Source organism: Verruconatronum alginivorum, assembly GCF_056590205.1.
This window is the reverse complement of record NZ_JBWPVQ010000001.1, coordinates 3,386,227-3,400,122: the sequence shown is the minus strand read 5'-3', so window position 1 is coordinate 3,400,122 and position 13,896 is coordinate 3,386,227. Positions and strand designations below refer to the sequence as shown.

Below are 13,896 nucleotides of genomic sequence, written 5' to 3'. Positions count from 1 at the left end.
CATTATGATAGATCCCCTCTTGAGAGGGGGGGACCATGCGCAAGCATGGTGGGGTGTGTCATCCCTCTTGAGAGGGAGGGACCGCGGATTCGCGAACTCTTTCGTAATCGGGTTGGCTCCGCCGCCCGACAGCAGCGGCCATGGGTGCCACCAACGGCATTGATCTCCCACGTCGAGGGCGGGGTTGTCGATCCGGGTTTTCGAACTTTTTGGAGAATGGGGCGGCGGAGCCAACCCCACTACTCACACACCCCACCGGTCAAACGACCGGTAGGAGCGATGAAACGACGAGTAGGAATCACAAAACGATCAGTAGGAACGCCCGAAACAACCAGCAGGAACCACGAAATGACCGGTAGGAACCACCAAACGACCGGTAGGAGCGATTAAACCGGCCAGTAGGAACGGCCGAATCATCACCAAAAAGAATCGGCCGACCACCAGAACCGGGATGCCACACCAAGAAAGTTCCGGCGAGAAACAAGCACCAATGCCCCCCGCGAAGCCTCTTCGACATCTTAAATCCAACCGCACCCACCTCCGACCTTCCCCTCCCTCCCTGCTTCCTCTCACCTTCCCTCTCTTCTCCCCTCCCTTCCCCGCTTTGGACGTTGAAAGTTGAACGTTCTCCCCTTTCTCCCCTTTCTCTCCTCCTCCCTTCCTCTCTTCACCTCTCCCCCTCTTTTTTCTTTCCCCCTCAAGGATTTATCTTCTAACTCTCTCCGCATGAACATTTCGCCCCAGTCCGAACGATCCACGACCAGAGAAAGTCCAAAGTTCGAACTTCAAATGTCGAATTATTGCAGGAGGAAGGTTTCGCATATTCGAAATTCTCACTTCCGCATTCGGACCTCTCCTCGCCTCGTCGCCCTCAACCACGAACGCGCCGACGAAGAAAAGCGCGGCTTCATCCGCTGGCTCCGTCCCGATTACCAGGCGCCACACGCCGCGTTCACACAAACTGAATTGGAAGGAACTTCCCAACCAAGCACCAAGAACCAAGAACCAAGAACGGCCAAAGGCTCACAACAAAGAACAGCAATTCCTTGGCCCAAGGAATTAGCTAACCAGATCGCAGCCGTCCGCTTCGCCCTCGAATCCCTCTCCGCCCCAGCCAACGCCCCCGCGATCGCCAAACTTTTTAAAGGTGCTCGCAAGGATCGCATCGAGGCCATCCTCGAAAGCCTCCAAGCCCTCGGCCACGCGCATGAGGTGGAGGATGGGAGGTATTCGGCGTGAAAGACGCCGCATTTAATAAGCCACTCCCCCTCTATTACGTTCAAATCCTATTACTGTGATAAAAGAAATTACCCTAACCGAAGTAGCGTGCTACAAATCACCTGTCCGAATCCAACTAGCTAAGGATGTTTGCCTTTTCTATGGCCTCAATGGATCAGGAAAAAGCACGTTATCTAACTATCTTTATGACCCGAAGAATAAAGAGTTCTCCTTGTGTTCCCATCAGGTAACTGGCGATTTGGATATACTTGTTTATAATCATCAATTTATTGAAGACTACTTCTATGAAGATGGGTCCCTTAAAGGGGTGTTTACTCTTTCCAAAGAGAATAAAGATATTAAAGGTAAGATAAAGATAAAGGAGGGTGAGGAGAAGGAAGCGCTCGACCGGCTAACCCAAAGGACCCAAGCCTCGACTTCGTGCGATTCGAATTACGAGAAAGTTCGTTCTGGTTCGATCGAGAAAGTTTGGGAGATAAAGACCACCTACGCCGGGGGGGATCGCATACTGGAATATTGCATCACAGGCTTAATGCGAAAGGAGCGTCTTTACGATTACTTAAAGCAAATACCTCTTCCAAAAGCTACTCCACCTTATTCGATAGACACACTTAAGGAACGGGCGACTGCTTTATCCGACGAGAATACCAAGCCACTTCCTGAATTTGATGAGATAGTTCTGGGTATCGAATTCGACAATAATCCTCTTCTAGAACGGCCCATACAAGGAAGCAAAGACGGACCAGTTGCAGAATTTATCGAAACGTTGAATAATTCGGATTGGGTCAGTCGAGGACTGTCTTTTGTTCGGGATGTCGAAGATGGTTCTTCGGAATGTCCATTCTGCCAACAGAACACAATAACAAAGGAACTTCTGACTTCGATCAGATCTGTATTCGATGGGAAGTATAATAAAGAACTCGGCCTTCTTTCCACCTACCTCGAGAATTATAAGGAAGCGGTGGAGTTACTTAATTTACCTTCGATCGAGGATTCGCAATTCATTTCGGATGAGGACGGCGAAATATGGAAAGCAAATTCAGAGAAGCTGTTGTCTTTACTTGATGCGAACATTCAAAAGATCAGTAATAAACGCGACAATCCGCAGATTTGCATAAGCTTATCACCGGTATCGGATGCTGTAGCTACGTTAAATAACATTATTAAAAAGATAAATAAAAAGATTATCATTTTTAATTTAGCAATTGCAAATCGTGAAAAATCCTTGAACGAGGTGAAAAATGAGTTCTGGCAACATATGCGGAGGCAGTATGACCAGACGGTGCAATCCGAGGAAAGGGCCCGAAAAGAATATCAATCGGAAAAGAATCAGATCGATAAAGAAATGAGGGATATTAATTCACGCGTATCCCAAATCAGAGAAGACTTACGTGACCTTCGAAAGAAAACAGTAAACGTTGATTCGTGCGTCGACGCAATAAATTCGAGATTGGCGGACCTGGGGGTGCAAGGATTTCGCATTGAAAAATTTTGCGAAACAACGTATAGATTGGCGAGAGATGGTCAAGACGAGGGTGTGTTCCGTTCGCTAAGCGAGGGAGAGAAGACCTTAATAAGTTTCTTGTATTTTATTGAAAGATGTCACGGAACGCTGGACCCTAATCTGCCACAAAAAAATAAAGTAGTTGTCATTGATGATCCAATTTCAAACTTGTCTCATATCTATGTTTTTAATATTGGGCAGTATATAAAGCGAGAGTTTGTCAATAGTGCTACATATTCCCAAGTTGTTGTCCTGACGCATAGCCTGTATTTTTTCTACGAACTGACATTCACCAAAAAGGAGGATCGTGACGCCAGACAGTCATTGCATCGTCTTATAAAGACCGCGAACGGCACGGAAATAAAAGATATGCGGTATGAGGAAATACAAAACGATTATCAAACTTATTGGTCGATCGTGAAGGACTCTACCCAACAACCTGCACTTATAGCTAATTGCATGAGGAACATTATTGAGCACTTCTTTGCATTTGTTCGCAAGAGGGACTTCAATAACGTATTTCAACTTCCCGAGCTTTCCGAGGATAAATTTAAATGTTTTAATCGATACATGAACCGAGAATCGCACTCATTAGGTCAGAATATTTTCGATATTAAGGAGTTTGATTACGCCCATTTTATGGGTGGACTTAAACTTGTTTTCGAGAAATGCGGATACGGCGAGCATTATAAGGCGATGATGAAGTAATACAGAAGGATAACAATGGAATTTCTTGTTAATAAATCAGCACCGAAATCACTTCGAGATGGAATTCGCAGGCTCCGTGACGCGTCCAATGGATTCTGCAGGAGTTGGTTGGATGAACGTCGAGAAGACGCATTCGCGACGAGCCAAGAAGCGATAGAGATCCTCGATCATCTGCAGAATGAGCTTCTTCGGCACCGAGATGAAATGAAGGCCAACTCTACTTTTCGGGGGTCGGCATATGAGAGAGCAATGAACCAAACCATCGGAGACATTGTCTTTTCCCCATCGCCCGAAGACCTTCGTGCCTTCGAATCTCAGCCGCATGGGAGTGGTGCATATCCACCCGGAGCACAGCCAACGCCACTGATACTCGAACACGGCCTGAGTAAACTGAAGCACCGTGCGATTGCCCACATGCGATTCAGTGTTTCGGAAAGTTTAGAGCACGTTATTTTTATTTATACCCGCGCAGGCATGGGGCAGCCTGCTTCTATTGCGCGCATCGACTTATCGGCACTTTGCGATGCGTGCTCCGCTGCAGAAGGAGCTCGAAGAGGCGTCAGGGGGCAGTAACGGAGGCAGACCGAACGAGAGGAAAGAGCCCGACGGGGTTAGGTAACATGAAAGGGGTGCGGGCAAATGGGGTCAAGCGGTGTTTGTTGACTGATTCCACGGGCTCGCGGGACGACTTACCGTGCCTCAGATGCGATTCGGTATAGGTGCCAATCAACGAACAACGGCCTGACCCCCTCTTTCGCCTCCTGCTGAAGAGGTTGAAGGAGAAGCAGAAGGAAACAGGGATAAGGAGAAATAGAGAACATTCTGAACTGCATCAAAGATCAATGACAATCCCAATTAGAATCAGAACCTTCGTTATTCTTTTCCTACTCATAATGGCATGGGGTACTATTGACGACTTGAATGGTCACGTTGAAACGCCGGGGCGTGTATCAGAGGCGGAACCTTCCGGTGTTGTGGTAGGAGAATATGACCTAAAGCCAAAAGTAGTTTATAATACAGACCATGCTGCAATAATTGTAGCAATTTTTGCTCTGATTGTTTCCATGGCATCTTTCTTCTGGCAATATCTAAGGGTAGTTGACGCAGCGTCCTGTACTTTACTCGCCGCAGATATTAATTCGGAAAGAGGAATATTTCAGGTTGCGCTCGCAAATCTCGGCACCAGGGCCTTACTCGTACGCAGTATAGTTGTAGAGGGGTATTTCGATAAGACATTTGTAAGATCGTTCTTCGAGAAAACGGAGGTTCAAAGGGGGGATCTCCCAAAAGTCATCGAAGCAGGCAAAATGGCTTCATGGGATCTATCAACACCGTTGGCAGAGGTCTTGAGGTGCCGAGAACAGGGGGAGGACGAGGAGAATAAAATCTTCTTTTCCGTACAGGTCGTAGCATGGAACGTCAAAGGGAAGCGATTGCTTGGAGAGAAATGTGTCGCAGAGTTTGCTCGTTCCTGCGATGGGAAATCGATTAGACACTCCCTTTACACTGATCGCGCATTTCCGGTGCGGCTCGAAAAATGGCCGAGGAGACGAAGGCTCTGGCGAAAGAATAGCAGACCTCTATTCGATTCCGAGGTCACGACTCGGTCTATTTGAAGAAGCCGAAAGACGTCAAGAAGCCGAAAGACGTCAGGTCTTGATTCTTGACAGATGCGTATTGAATTGGATCTTCGAACGGTGTCCGGTTGGATCGGAGGCATTCGGACGGATCTTACACGACAGGGGCGCTAGGAGATCGCTGGCGAGGCTTGCATGTGGTTTGTAACTGAAACGTGGTTGCATTTGCTGATCGAGTTCAGGTTATTTGCTTCTGGAAAAAATTTTTCCATAATGGCATATCGCCCCGTGGGCGCGCCTGACGGGCTCGTCACGGGGCGTTTGGCGGGCGGGAATTATTTTCTTCCACTCGCCCTTTGGAGAGCAAAGAGCAGCTCCTGCGCCCGGAATCGACCTATGGAAACGTATTCATTTAATGGATTTGGTGCTCGCGGTTTCGGTTCGATTTCGATAAGATCGCAGCGCGATGACGGAGCGGACGAAAGACGTCAGGTCTTGACTCTTGACAGATGCCTCTGAATTCGGCCCTTCTCCGAAGCGGACGAAAGACGTCAGCGGACGGAAGACGTCAGAGCGGACGAAAGACGTCAGGTCTTGACTCTTGACAGATGCCTCTGAATTCGGCCCTTCTCCGAAGCGGACGAAAGACGTCAGCGGACGGAAGACGTCAGGTCTTGACTCTTGGCAGTTGCATGTGGATTCGGCCCTTCTCCGGTAATTTGTCAAAGATCAAGACCTGACGTCTGTGCTTCTCACAGACGCGCTCAGTTTCATTCCATATCTTCCCCCGGGCGCAGCCCGGATCTTTGCTTGTGTGAAATAAATCCGCCCTCCCATCTTCTCCTCGCCGATTCCCCTGCTTATTGCACGGATTTTCCTCACCTGCTTTGAAACCCGAAACGCAATTGCAGGGTCAGCCGAAAGACGTCAGGTCTTGACTCTTGACAGATTTAGTTGAATTCGGGAATCCACCAAGGGGTCAGGGCAAGTATTGGAATATTTTCGCATCTAACCAAGAGAACGCAAACGGGGTCAGGCCGAGTATTTCGATGTCAGTACTGAAATCTCGAGTTACTCAGCCTGACAACGTTTCCCCATCCCCCGCCCGCTTCAGTTGCTTGAGTAGCTTTCCTCGTCCGCCAAGGATTGCCGTCTCCCTGAAGTTATTCAGAGCAGTAGATATGCCATCCATTAGGACTGCGCACTCCTTCTGTTTTGCGGATTTCGGGAAATCACCGCGATACTGCCACTTGTAGTGCACAAAGGCGTTCCTCATTTCGGAAACCCGTTGGACTTGAGAGAGGAGCTGTTTCTCGGGAAGCTCTTTTTGAAACAGCAAATAACAGAGAAGCAATTTTGCCTTGAGATCGGTTCCTCTAATCAAGCTACGCTCATCGTTGTCTGTCCCGCCGACGGCTTCAATATAAATCGCGAGATGACCGTTCAAAGTATGCTCAATCCATGTTGCAAAATACAAGAAAGCTTCGTCAGTATGTCCCTGCTCGCAGAAAGCTTTTGCTTTCTCTAAAAGTGAAGGTGTGTGATCAATAATGGGCTGAAATTCCGCGTCCCGTGTTATCGCGTCCCGAAGGTGTTGTATGAGCTCTGCCTCAAATTCTTCAGGTGAATATTCTTTGCGATCGCCAGAGGCAATTTTCAACTTAAGGAAATGCTCTTTGAAACAAGCTAGCAACTCTTCGCTTAACCCTTCAATATTTTGAGCAAACTCGTCGGGAATTTGTGGCTTCTTCATATCTGCAGGAGTAACAGAAGGTAGATTACGGGGTCAGACTGAGTATTGCGATATCGGTGATTGAAATGTTGAATTACTCAGTCTGACCACGTCCTCCCCTGTTCAGTCCCCAATTTGTGATTCCGCTTCAACGATTCCTATCAAATCAGACACTGGGAAAACGGCGACAACTTCGCCTTGAGCAGTCCGGAGGATAACTACGCCTTCGGTCACTCTGTATATTTCCGACGCCTGCACAGTTATTGTCGTGCGGCCCTTTAGGTAAACGTTATATTTTTTCATAGCGCTTCGAAACTGTCCACCGCCAGGAATAGTGCAACTCAAAAGCGGCCACCTCTGGAGGGAATCCGTTGGGGCGGCGCGTTCGATCCGAGGACATCGGTAACAGTTTACCTGAGGACATCGTTAACACATTCTGAAGGCGATTATGCCTTGGAAGAGAACCGAACCGATGACCGAAAAAGAGAGATTTACCGTATTGGCCCGGACTGGGCGCTTCACGAGAAGTCGGCAAGGGCTCAGGCCTAGTATTGGAGAATTCTGCCTCCAACCAAGTGGTCCATGGAGAGCCGAAAGACGTCAGGTCTTGACTCTTGACAGATGGAGAGCCGAAAGACGTCAGGCAGCCGCCAAGGGGTCAGGCCTAGTATTTGAGTATTTTCGCATCCAACCGAGATCATGCAAGGTCCGCCGGAAGACGTCAGGTCTTGACTCTTGACAGATGGGTCCGCCGGAAGACGTCAGGTCTTGACTCTTGACAGATGGGTCCGCCGGAAGACGTCAGGTCTTGACTCTTGACAGATGCATGTGAATTCGGCCCTTCTCCGGTATTTTGTCAAAGATCAAGACCTGACGGCTGTGCTTCTCACAGACGCGCTCAGTTTCATTCCATATCTTCCCCCGGGCGCAGCCCGGATCTTTGCTTCTGTGAAATAAATCCGCCCTCCCATCTTCTCCTCGCCGATTCCCCTACTTATTGCACGGATTTTCCTCACCTGCTTTGAAACCCGAAACGCAATTGCAGGTTTACGGAAGTAATTACCCGCAACTGGGGCCAACTCAGCTCCCGAATCTAACAGCTTACCCCTGATCGCGGTTGGAGCAAAGCTCCACGGGCAAACGCGTAATCCCCTGAGTTCCGCCTTTAGTTATATTTGTTAGACTTTCACCGGATCACCCACCGCGCGGGCTTTCAGCACACTTCCCGATCATTCCCCCGCCAACCAAAACTTAAAAAAATACCCAATCTCATTTCCCGGGAGCGCTCGCTTCTCGCCGAGCTACTCCCCATTTCATTCCGCCACCTCGCAGGCGAGCTGCAAGGAGGAGCGTGTTTCACTTTTCAACCGGTCGGTGGAGCCATACCTCAGATGATAAACCCATTTTATGAATACGGAGCGGAGCTGGAAGAAATCCCGCCCATGCCTTGGGCCGTGCCGTGAACCGGCTGCGATGATGGCCACGACGACAGAGCTTTACCCACATCAAACAGAAAAGGATACGATCATGAAAACCTCGAACTTCACCGCGAAATGGAAAACCTGGCATTTCGCCCCGCTCGCTGCTCTATGCGCCGTTTGCCTGGCACAACCCGACGCAATGGCCGAGAAGCAGGAAACGGCAACAGGCAACGGAGCGACTGTTTTCGCCTGGGGACAAAATGAATGGGGGAAGTTGGCGGATCCGGACTGGATGGTGGTCACCGAAATAGACGACGTGGTCGCCGTCTCTGCGGGCAACACTCACAGCTTGGGGATAACCCACAGCCTGGCTATGAAATCGGACGGAACAGTTTGGGCCTGGGGACGCAACGACTCTGGTCAGCTTGGCGACGGCACGACCACCATCAGGCAGACGCCGGTGCAAGTCAGCGGCCTGAACGATGCGGTCGGCGTCTCCGCAGGGGATATGCACAGCCTTGCGGTTGAATCAGACGGGACCGTTTGGGCTTGGGGACGCAACACCGATGGCCGTCTTGGCGACGGCACGACTACCGACCGGCACATTTTGGTGCAGGTCGGTGGCCTGACCGATGCAATCGCCGTTTCCGCAGGCAACACCCACAGCCTAGCTTTGAAGTCGGACGGGACCGTCTGGGCCTGGGGATGGAACGGCAACGGTCAGCTTGGCGACGGCACGAGCACCCAAAGACACACCCCGGTCCAGGTAACCGGTTTGACCGACGTGATTGCCGTCTCCGCTGGGAGCATGCACAGCGTGGCGGTGAAATCGGATGGGACCGTCTGGGCCTGGGGAGACAACGGTAGCGGCCAGCTTGGCGACGGCACGACCACGGCTCGAACTACACCGGTACAGGTCAGCGGCCTGAGCGATGCGGTTGCAGTCTCTGGAGGGGAGTGGCACACGCTTGCGGTAAAATCGGACGGGACGGCCTGGGCATGGGGTTGGAACTGGAATGGCCAACTTGGCGATGGGACGACTACCGAGAGGCACGCGCCGGTGCAGGTGAGCGGCCTGAGCGATGCGGTTGCGGTCTCCGCAGGTACCCATTATAACCTTGCGGTGAAATTGGACGGGACGGTCTGGGCTTGGGGAAAGAACGATTTCGGACAGCTTGGTGACGGCACGACCACCGAACGGCACATCCCGATTCAGGTCAGCGGCCTGAGCGACGCGGCGGTCGTTTCCGCAGGGAATCGCCACAGTTTGACGATGAAATCGGATGGAAGCGTCCTGGCCTGGGGATCGGGCGTGCTTGGGACATCGAGAACGACGCCTGTCGTTACCGATGTCACTGATGCGGTCGGCGTCTCCGCAGGGGATATGCACAGCCTTGCGGTTGAATCAGACGGGACCGTTTGGGCTTGGGGACGCAACACCGATGGCCGGCTTGGCGACGGCACGACTACCGAACGGCACACCCCGGTGCAGGTCAGTGGCCTAAGCGACGCGGTGGCCGTTTCAGCCGGAGTAGGCCACAGCCTTGTGGTGAAATCAGACGGGACAGCTTGGGCCTGGGGTCTCAACGACTTCGGCCAGCTTGGGGACGGTACGACCACCGACAGGCAAACACCTGGGCAGGCCACCGGCCTGAGCGATGCGACTGCCGCTTCCGCAGGGAATCGCCACAGTTTGGCGGCGAAATCGGATGGGACCGTCTGGGCTTGGGGACGCAACGACTTTGGTCAGCTTGGCGACGGCACGACCATCCCGAGACTCGCGCCGGTGCAGGTCAGCGGCCTGAGTGGCGCAACTGCAGTGGCTGCGGGGATATTCCACAGCCTTGCCGTCACGACCGCGATGCCGGCCACCTCGAAACTTCGCCTGGTTGAACTTCTGATCGTAGAGATCGACGAAGTGTTGACCCTTCGCTTTGGCCTTGAGGGCGGCATCGAAGGAGAAACCTGGACCATCCAACGAACCGAAATCCTCACCGGCCCATGGATCGATATCGATTCCGTCATCCTCGGCACCGATGGGATCGGGAACTTTGAAGAGCCGTTGCCGGCATGGAGCTCCGGCTTCTACCGCGCTGTCCGGGCATCGGCCGCACCGTGAAAAGATGCAACAAAACGACAACCATCAGTCCGTAGGAAAATGAGGCACGACGGACGGGGTCAGGCCGTTGTTTGTTGATTTATCGGGAGGGTGCAAGACGGCAACTGAAGGGTTGTCCGGAGCGGGAAGGAGCTGATGAGTGCGGCGGACATGTCCTCAAGGCTTTCGCCAAATGCTGTCACGGCACGGTAGAAATCAACAAACAACGGCCTGACCCCTTTTCCCGTCATCCTTTTCCTGTCATCGCCAGTGCTGTGGTTCATAAGGGCAGACCGAGCGGACGGAAGACGTCAGGTCTTGACTCTTGACAGAGGGGGTAAGCAAAAAAGTGAAATCGAGAAGCGGAGTCGGCAACCAGCAGGTGTCGTAACACCTGAACATGGGGAAACCGAATGGGGTCATTGCTCATATCTCATATTCTGATGCTCTTTTCCCTTCAAAGAACTGGGCCTTCTTCCGGAAATCCAATCTGTCGGCTCAGTATGACATATGAACAATGATCTCTTTTCGGTTCCTCGATTTGACTGTAAAAACCCGATTTCTGATGCTCAAACCAGATTCCCGGGGCAATTTTCAATGACATACGAAGACAATTTACCAAATTGCATTGAGTTTTTCAGCAGAATCAAGTTTTAAGTTCACTCTCCGCTGAATGTCTTGGGTAAGCCGGTCGGAGTGAGCCCTTGAATTAACACGTGACCTGTCGTGCTTCCCGACGATGAATAGAAAAATCTACGATCTCTACAAGCTCCTCGACCAATATGTGGAATCCATTGAAGAGGACGGCGACACCGGCCGCTACCCAAGTTTACCGGAATTCGATCTCTACCCCGATGATTACGTGGCTTTCGCGGAAGAAAATCTGGAACGGTTTGAAGCCGCCAAGAATGAAGCGTCGAAGACAAATGAGCTAATCAGTTGTGTCGCGAATTTGAAAAGAGCATTGAGCGCGCAGATCGAGTGTTTCCTCTTCGCTTACGATCTCCTGCCGCTCGTAAAGTCGAAGAATATTTCGTCAGACAAGAAGTTGAAATTTATCGCGGACATTGGGTTATTCTCCTCGCGGAGTATCAATCGGTTCATGACTCTGCGAAATAAGGTTGAGCATGAATTTCGGAAACCCATCGTTAAAGACATCGAGGCGCTCTTTGATCTGGTCGTTGCCGCGGTTTCCATACTCAGACACGCGATTTCCAATCGCGTCGGCTTGACTAGTTATTACCAAATTTATAATGAGCAGGGACTTGTAGCCGTTGACTTGAATGTTCAATACTCAGAGACTCCGGTTACCATTCATTTCTGTTTCAAGAAATTTCGAAACCCCTTTGATGAAGAGGTTTTAGAAAAAATTACTGATGTTGAGGAGCGAGTGAAGGCGTTAGAAACGAGCGAGAAAATCATCCTCGAAGCTTCCCAAACCGAACCTGATGCTTTCTGCTATTTCCTACGCTGCCTTTTTCTCCTAAAGTCACTTCGTATGTATGGAACGGTAGACCATATCCGTCAGAAACTACGAGTTAGCAGTTGAGTCAAAAGGTGTCAGGGGTCACTTTAGAATCAGCCCACTCCGATACCGGTAGCAAGTTGAAAGACGTCATAGCAAGCCGAAAGACGTCAGAAAGCCGAAAGACGTCAGAAAGCCGAAAGACGTCAGAAAGCCGGCAAGGGGTCAGGCCAACACTGGAGTCATACCGCACCTGACCAGCGTGGACGACGGCTATTCTTCGCGGGAGGGCTATGATCGGGTCAGGGAGTTGGGAGTGGAGATCGTCAGCATCAGTGGATCGAAGGGAAAGAAGCTCCTTGGCGAGGACTGGGACGGGGAGGAGTATCGCCTGGCCCGGGCCGGCCGTTCGGCCGTGGAGTCTTTAATGTTTTGCCTGAAGTATGGCTTCGACTTCGGCCAACTCAGCCGGACAGGCATTGCGGCAGCCCGCGAGGAATTTTTGGAGAAGTGCCTGGCCTACAATGCGTGTCGGACGATCCTGCTGCGAAAGCGAAAACGACGGTGCCAAGTCGCTTGAGCGAGGTCCCCCCGTCATTCCAAACAAAGAACGTCGAAGACGGAGGATCGGTCCTGTACCGATCCTGCTCAATTTGGTTCCAAAACGACGATTCGGACCGTATTCACTGTTTGGTTACTGCCTTTGGGGGTGCCGGATTCCACCCATCCACCAAACATCCATCTTCAATCAAACAATCGCCGCTCGTAAAAACCCTTTTCGGATGGAATCTAGCTAGACCCCATCCGAAAAAGGGTTGGCAGCGACCGGATCGGCCCGGAAACACACCCCACCGCTCTAGCGAGCGGTCCCCCCCTCTCAAGAGGGGAACTTTTTGTAAGCAGTTCCCCTTTGATATTTTTCAACGCCTGTTCGAGGTCCGTCCGAACTTGCTTATGGAACCTAATCTCCACGCCGGGTCATTCCCGCGACCAGTTCGTCGAATGTGAGCATCACCGAAGGATCGGCTTCACCCTCCCGAACTCGCAGTAACACATCGTCATCGGGCACGACATATACCAGAGATTCCAAGCCATGAAGCAACTGAGAAGCCAAAGAGGCCCGCTCCTCCTCCGTCAACTTTGCGGCTTCCGCCGCAATCTCCTGCAGGTTCATGAGGAAGAAGCTTAGGCGGCGCAGAAAAGAATTGGACCGCAGATTTCGCGGATAGACGCAGATGGGGGAGCGGCGTGCTTCAGCCTGCTTCAGCCGCCGGTGTTGGGTGGGCAGAGTTCGGGGGACGATCCCCGTGACCGACGGTCTTCGGCTGAAGCACGAAGCTCCGGCTTGGGACGGGAACCGGATGGGGTCAGGCCGTTGTTTGTTGATTCCTCGACTGCCCTTGACCGGAAGAGATCACTCCAAGGGAAGCGCTGGGTCCTGTCACAGTTAGCGCCAAGTTACAACGTTCGACGTTCAACGTTCAGAGAAAGGTCAGCTCTGTCCTTCGCTTCCTTTGCGTCCTTCTGTTAGATAAATTCCCCTGGTGGCGAATCGGACGGCAGCTGAAGCAGCCGGTCCTTGGGCTTGCAGGCTGGTTGCTGCAGTTGGAGGGGCCGGGGACGGTTGTACCGCTTCTTCCAAAGCGGGCTACATGGCTCTTGAGGTCCGCGGAACCGGGTAATCATTCGGGCTACATATGCAGTTAGTGGAATATACTCTTGACGGAATGCGAGGTCGAGGTGATCGTTGGTCGCAATGGAAGTGGTCAACATCTACAAGTGTCTGTGCGATTTGCAACGACTGCGAATTCTTAACCTGCTGAAGGAGGGGCCCCTGTGCGTATGTCATTTGCAGGAGGTTTTGCAGGAGAACCAGGTGAAGGTCTCAAAGCAACTCGGATACATGAAGAGGCTCGGGATCCTGGAGGCTGCCCGTCAGGGGCCTTGGATGGTCTATAAGCTTCCTGAAAAACCGCATCCCCTCCTCCAGAAAAATCTTGGGTGTCTCCAGGATTGTGCTCGGGAGTATCCTTGCTTCCGCGAGGATCTGAAGTTTCGGGCCAAGGTGATCAAACGCATTCAGCGCGATCGCGGCGATTGCCCTACGGTGGTCCTAAAGGGAATACCCGGTGTGTGAATACGGATCAGAGGT

10 protein-coding genes are annotated in these 13,896 nt (G+C 51.6%); 7 read left to right on the top strand and 3 right to left on the bottom strand.

The window, feature by feature from the left end; genetic code table 11:
• Window positions 1-1,059: 1,059 nt before the first annotated feature.
• Window positions 1,060-1,209, bottom strand: a complete 150-nt coding sequence (locus ACWUI2_RS12095; protein ID WP_486983103.1) for a hypothetical protein — start codon at window positions 1,207-1,209, stop codon at window positions 1,060-1,062.
• Between the two features lie 85 nt (window positions 1,210-1,294).
• Between ACWUI2_RS12095 and ACWUI2_RS12090 the strand changes: the two genes are divergently transcribed.
• The 3 genes from ACWUI2_RS12090 (at window position 1,295) to ACWUI2_RS12080 (ending at window position 5,067) form a co-directional block, all read left to right on the top strand.
• Window positions 1,295-3,451, top strand: coding sequence for an AAA family ATPase (locus ACWUI2_RS12090; protein WP_486983102.1), 2,157 nt, complete (start codon window positions 1,295-1,297; stop codon window positions 3,449-3,451).
• A gap of 15 nt (window positions 3,452-3,466) precedes the next feature.
• On the top strand, window positions 3,467-4,024 hold the full coding sequence (locus ACWUI2_RS12085; RefSeq protein WP_486983101.1) for a hypothetical protein: 558 nt from the start codon (window positions 3,467-3,469) through the stop codon (window positions 4,022-4,024).
• A gap of 146 nt (window positions 4,025-4,170) precedes the next feature.
• Entirely contained in the window at window positions 4,171-5,067 is an 897-nt protein-coding gene (locus tag ACWUI2_RS12080) for a hypothetical protein (RefSeq protein WP_486983100.1), read from the top strand.
• Between the two features lie 1,036 nt (window positions 5,068-6,103).
• Here the strand turns inward: ACWUI2_RS12080 and ACWUI2_RS12075 are convergent.
• A complete protein-coding gene (locus ACWUI2_RS12075) occupies window positions 6,104-6,781 on the bottom strand; it encodes a hypothetical protein (protein WP_486983099.1) in 678 nt (225 codons plus the stop codon).
• A gap of 1,506 nt (window positions 6,782-8,287) precedes the next feature.
• Between ACWUI2_RS12075 and ACWUI2_RS12070 the strand changes: the two genes are divergently transcribed.
• The 3 genes from ACWUI2_RS12070 to ACWUI2_RS12060 all read left to right on the top strand — a co-directional run bounded on the left by ACWUI2_RS12070 (window position 8,288) and on the right by ACWUI2_RS12060 (window position 12,324).
• Window positions 8,288-10,300 (top strand): RCC1 domain-containing protein, encoded by a 2,013-nt coding sequence (locus ACWUI2_RS12070; RefSeq protein ID WP_486983098.1) that lies wholly within the window; start codon window positions 8,288-8,290, stop codon window positions 10,298-10,300.
• Between the two features lie 718 nt (window positions 10,301-11,018).
• Entirely contained in the window at window positions 11,019-11,828 is an 810-nt protein-coding gene (locus ACWUI2_RS12065) for a hypothetical protein (protein WP_486983097.1), read from the top strand.
• 178 nt (window positions 11,829-12,006) lie between these two features.
• Window positions 12,007-12,324 carry a hypothetical protein gene (locus ACWUI2_RS12060; RefSeq protein WP_486983096.1) on the top strand — a complete coding sequence of 106 codons (318 nt, stop codon included), beginning with the start codon at window positions 12,007-12,009 and terminating at the stop codon, window positions 12,322-12,324.
• A gap of 381 nt (window positions 12,325-12,705) precedes the next feature.
• On the opposite strand, the gene ACWUI2_RS12055 is transcribed toward ACWUI2_RS12060, so the two are convergent.
• On the bottom strand, window positions 12,706-12,918 hold the full coding sequence (locus ACWUI2_RS12055) for a hypothetical protein (protein ID WP_486983095.1): 213 nt from the start codon (window positions 12,916-12,918) through the stop codon (window positions 12,706-12,708).
• Between the two features lie 582 nt (window positions 12,919-13,500).
• Between ACWUI2_RS12055 and ACWUI2_RS12050 the strand changes: the two genes are divergently transcribed.
• Window positions 13,501-13,881, top strand: coding sequence for an ArsR/SmtB family transcription factor (locus ACWUI2_RS12050; RefSeq protein ID WP_486983094.1), 381 nt, complete (start codon window positions 13,501-13,503; stop codon window positions 13,879-13,881).
• Window positions 13,882-13,896: the final 15 nt, after the last annotated feature.

Bases quoted from the DNA above. Each gene is read 5' to 3' on its own strand.
- ACWUI2_RS12050 (WP_486983094.1), top strand. From the start codon at position 13,501: ATGGAAGTGGTCAACATCTACAAGTGTCTGTGCGATTTGCAACGACTG.
- ACWUI2_RS12070 (WP_486983098.1), top strand. From the start codon at position 8,288: ATGAAAACCTCGAACTTCACCGCGAAATGGAAAACCTGGCATTTCGCC.
- ACWUI2_RS12075 (WP_486983099.1), bottom strand. From the start codon at position 6,781: ATGAAGAAGCCACAAATTCCCGACGAGTTTGCTCAAAATATTGAAGGG.
- ACWUI2_RS12085 (WP_486983101.1), top strand. From the start codon at position 3,467: ATGGAATTTCTTGTTAATAAATCAGCACCGAAATCACTTCGAGATGGA.
- ACWUI2_RS12095 (WP_486983103.1), bottom strand. From the start codon at position 1,209: ATGCGCGTGGCCGAGGGCTTGGAGGCTTTCGAGGATGGCCTCGATGCG.
- ACWUI2_RS12065 (WP_486983097.1), top strand. From the start codon at position 11,019: ATGAATAGAAAAATCTACGATCTCTACAAGCTCCTCGACCAATATGTG.
- ACWUI2_RS12055 (WP_486983095.1), bottom strand. From the start codon at position 12,918: ATGAACCTGCAGGAGATTGCGGCGGAAGCCGCAAAGTTGACGGAGGAG.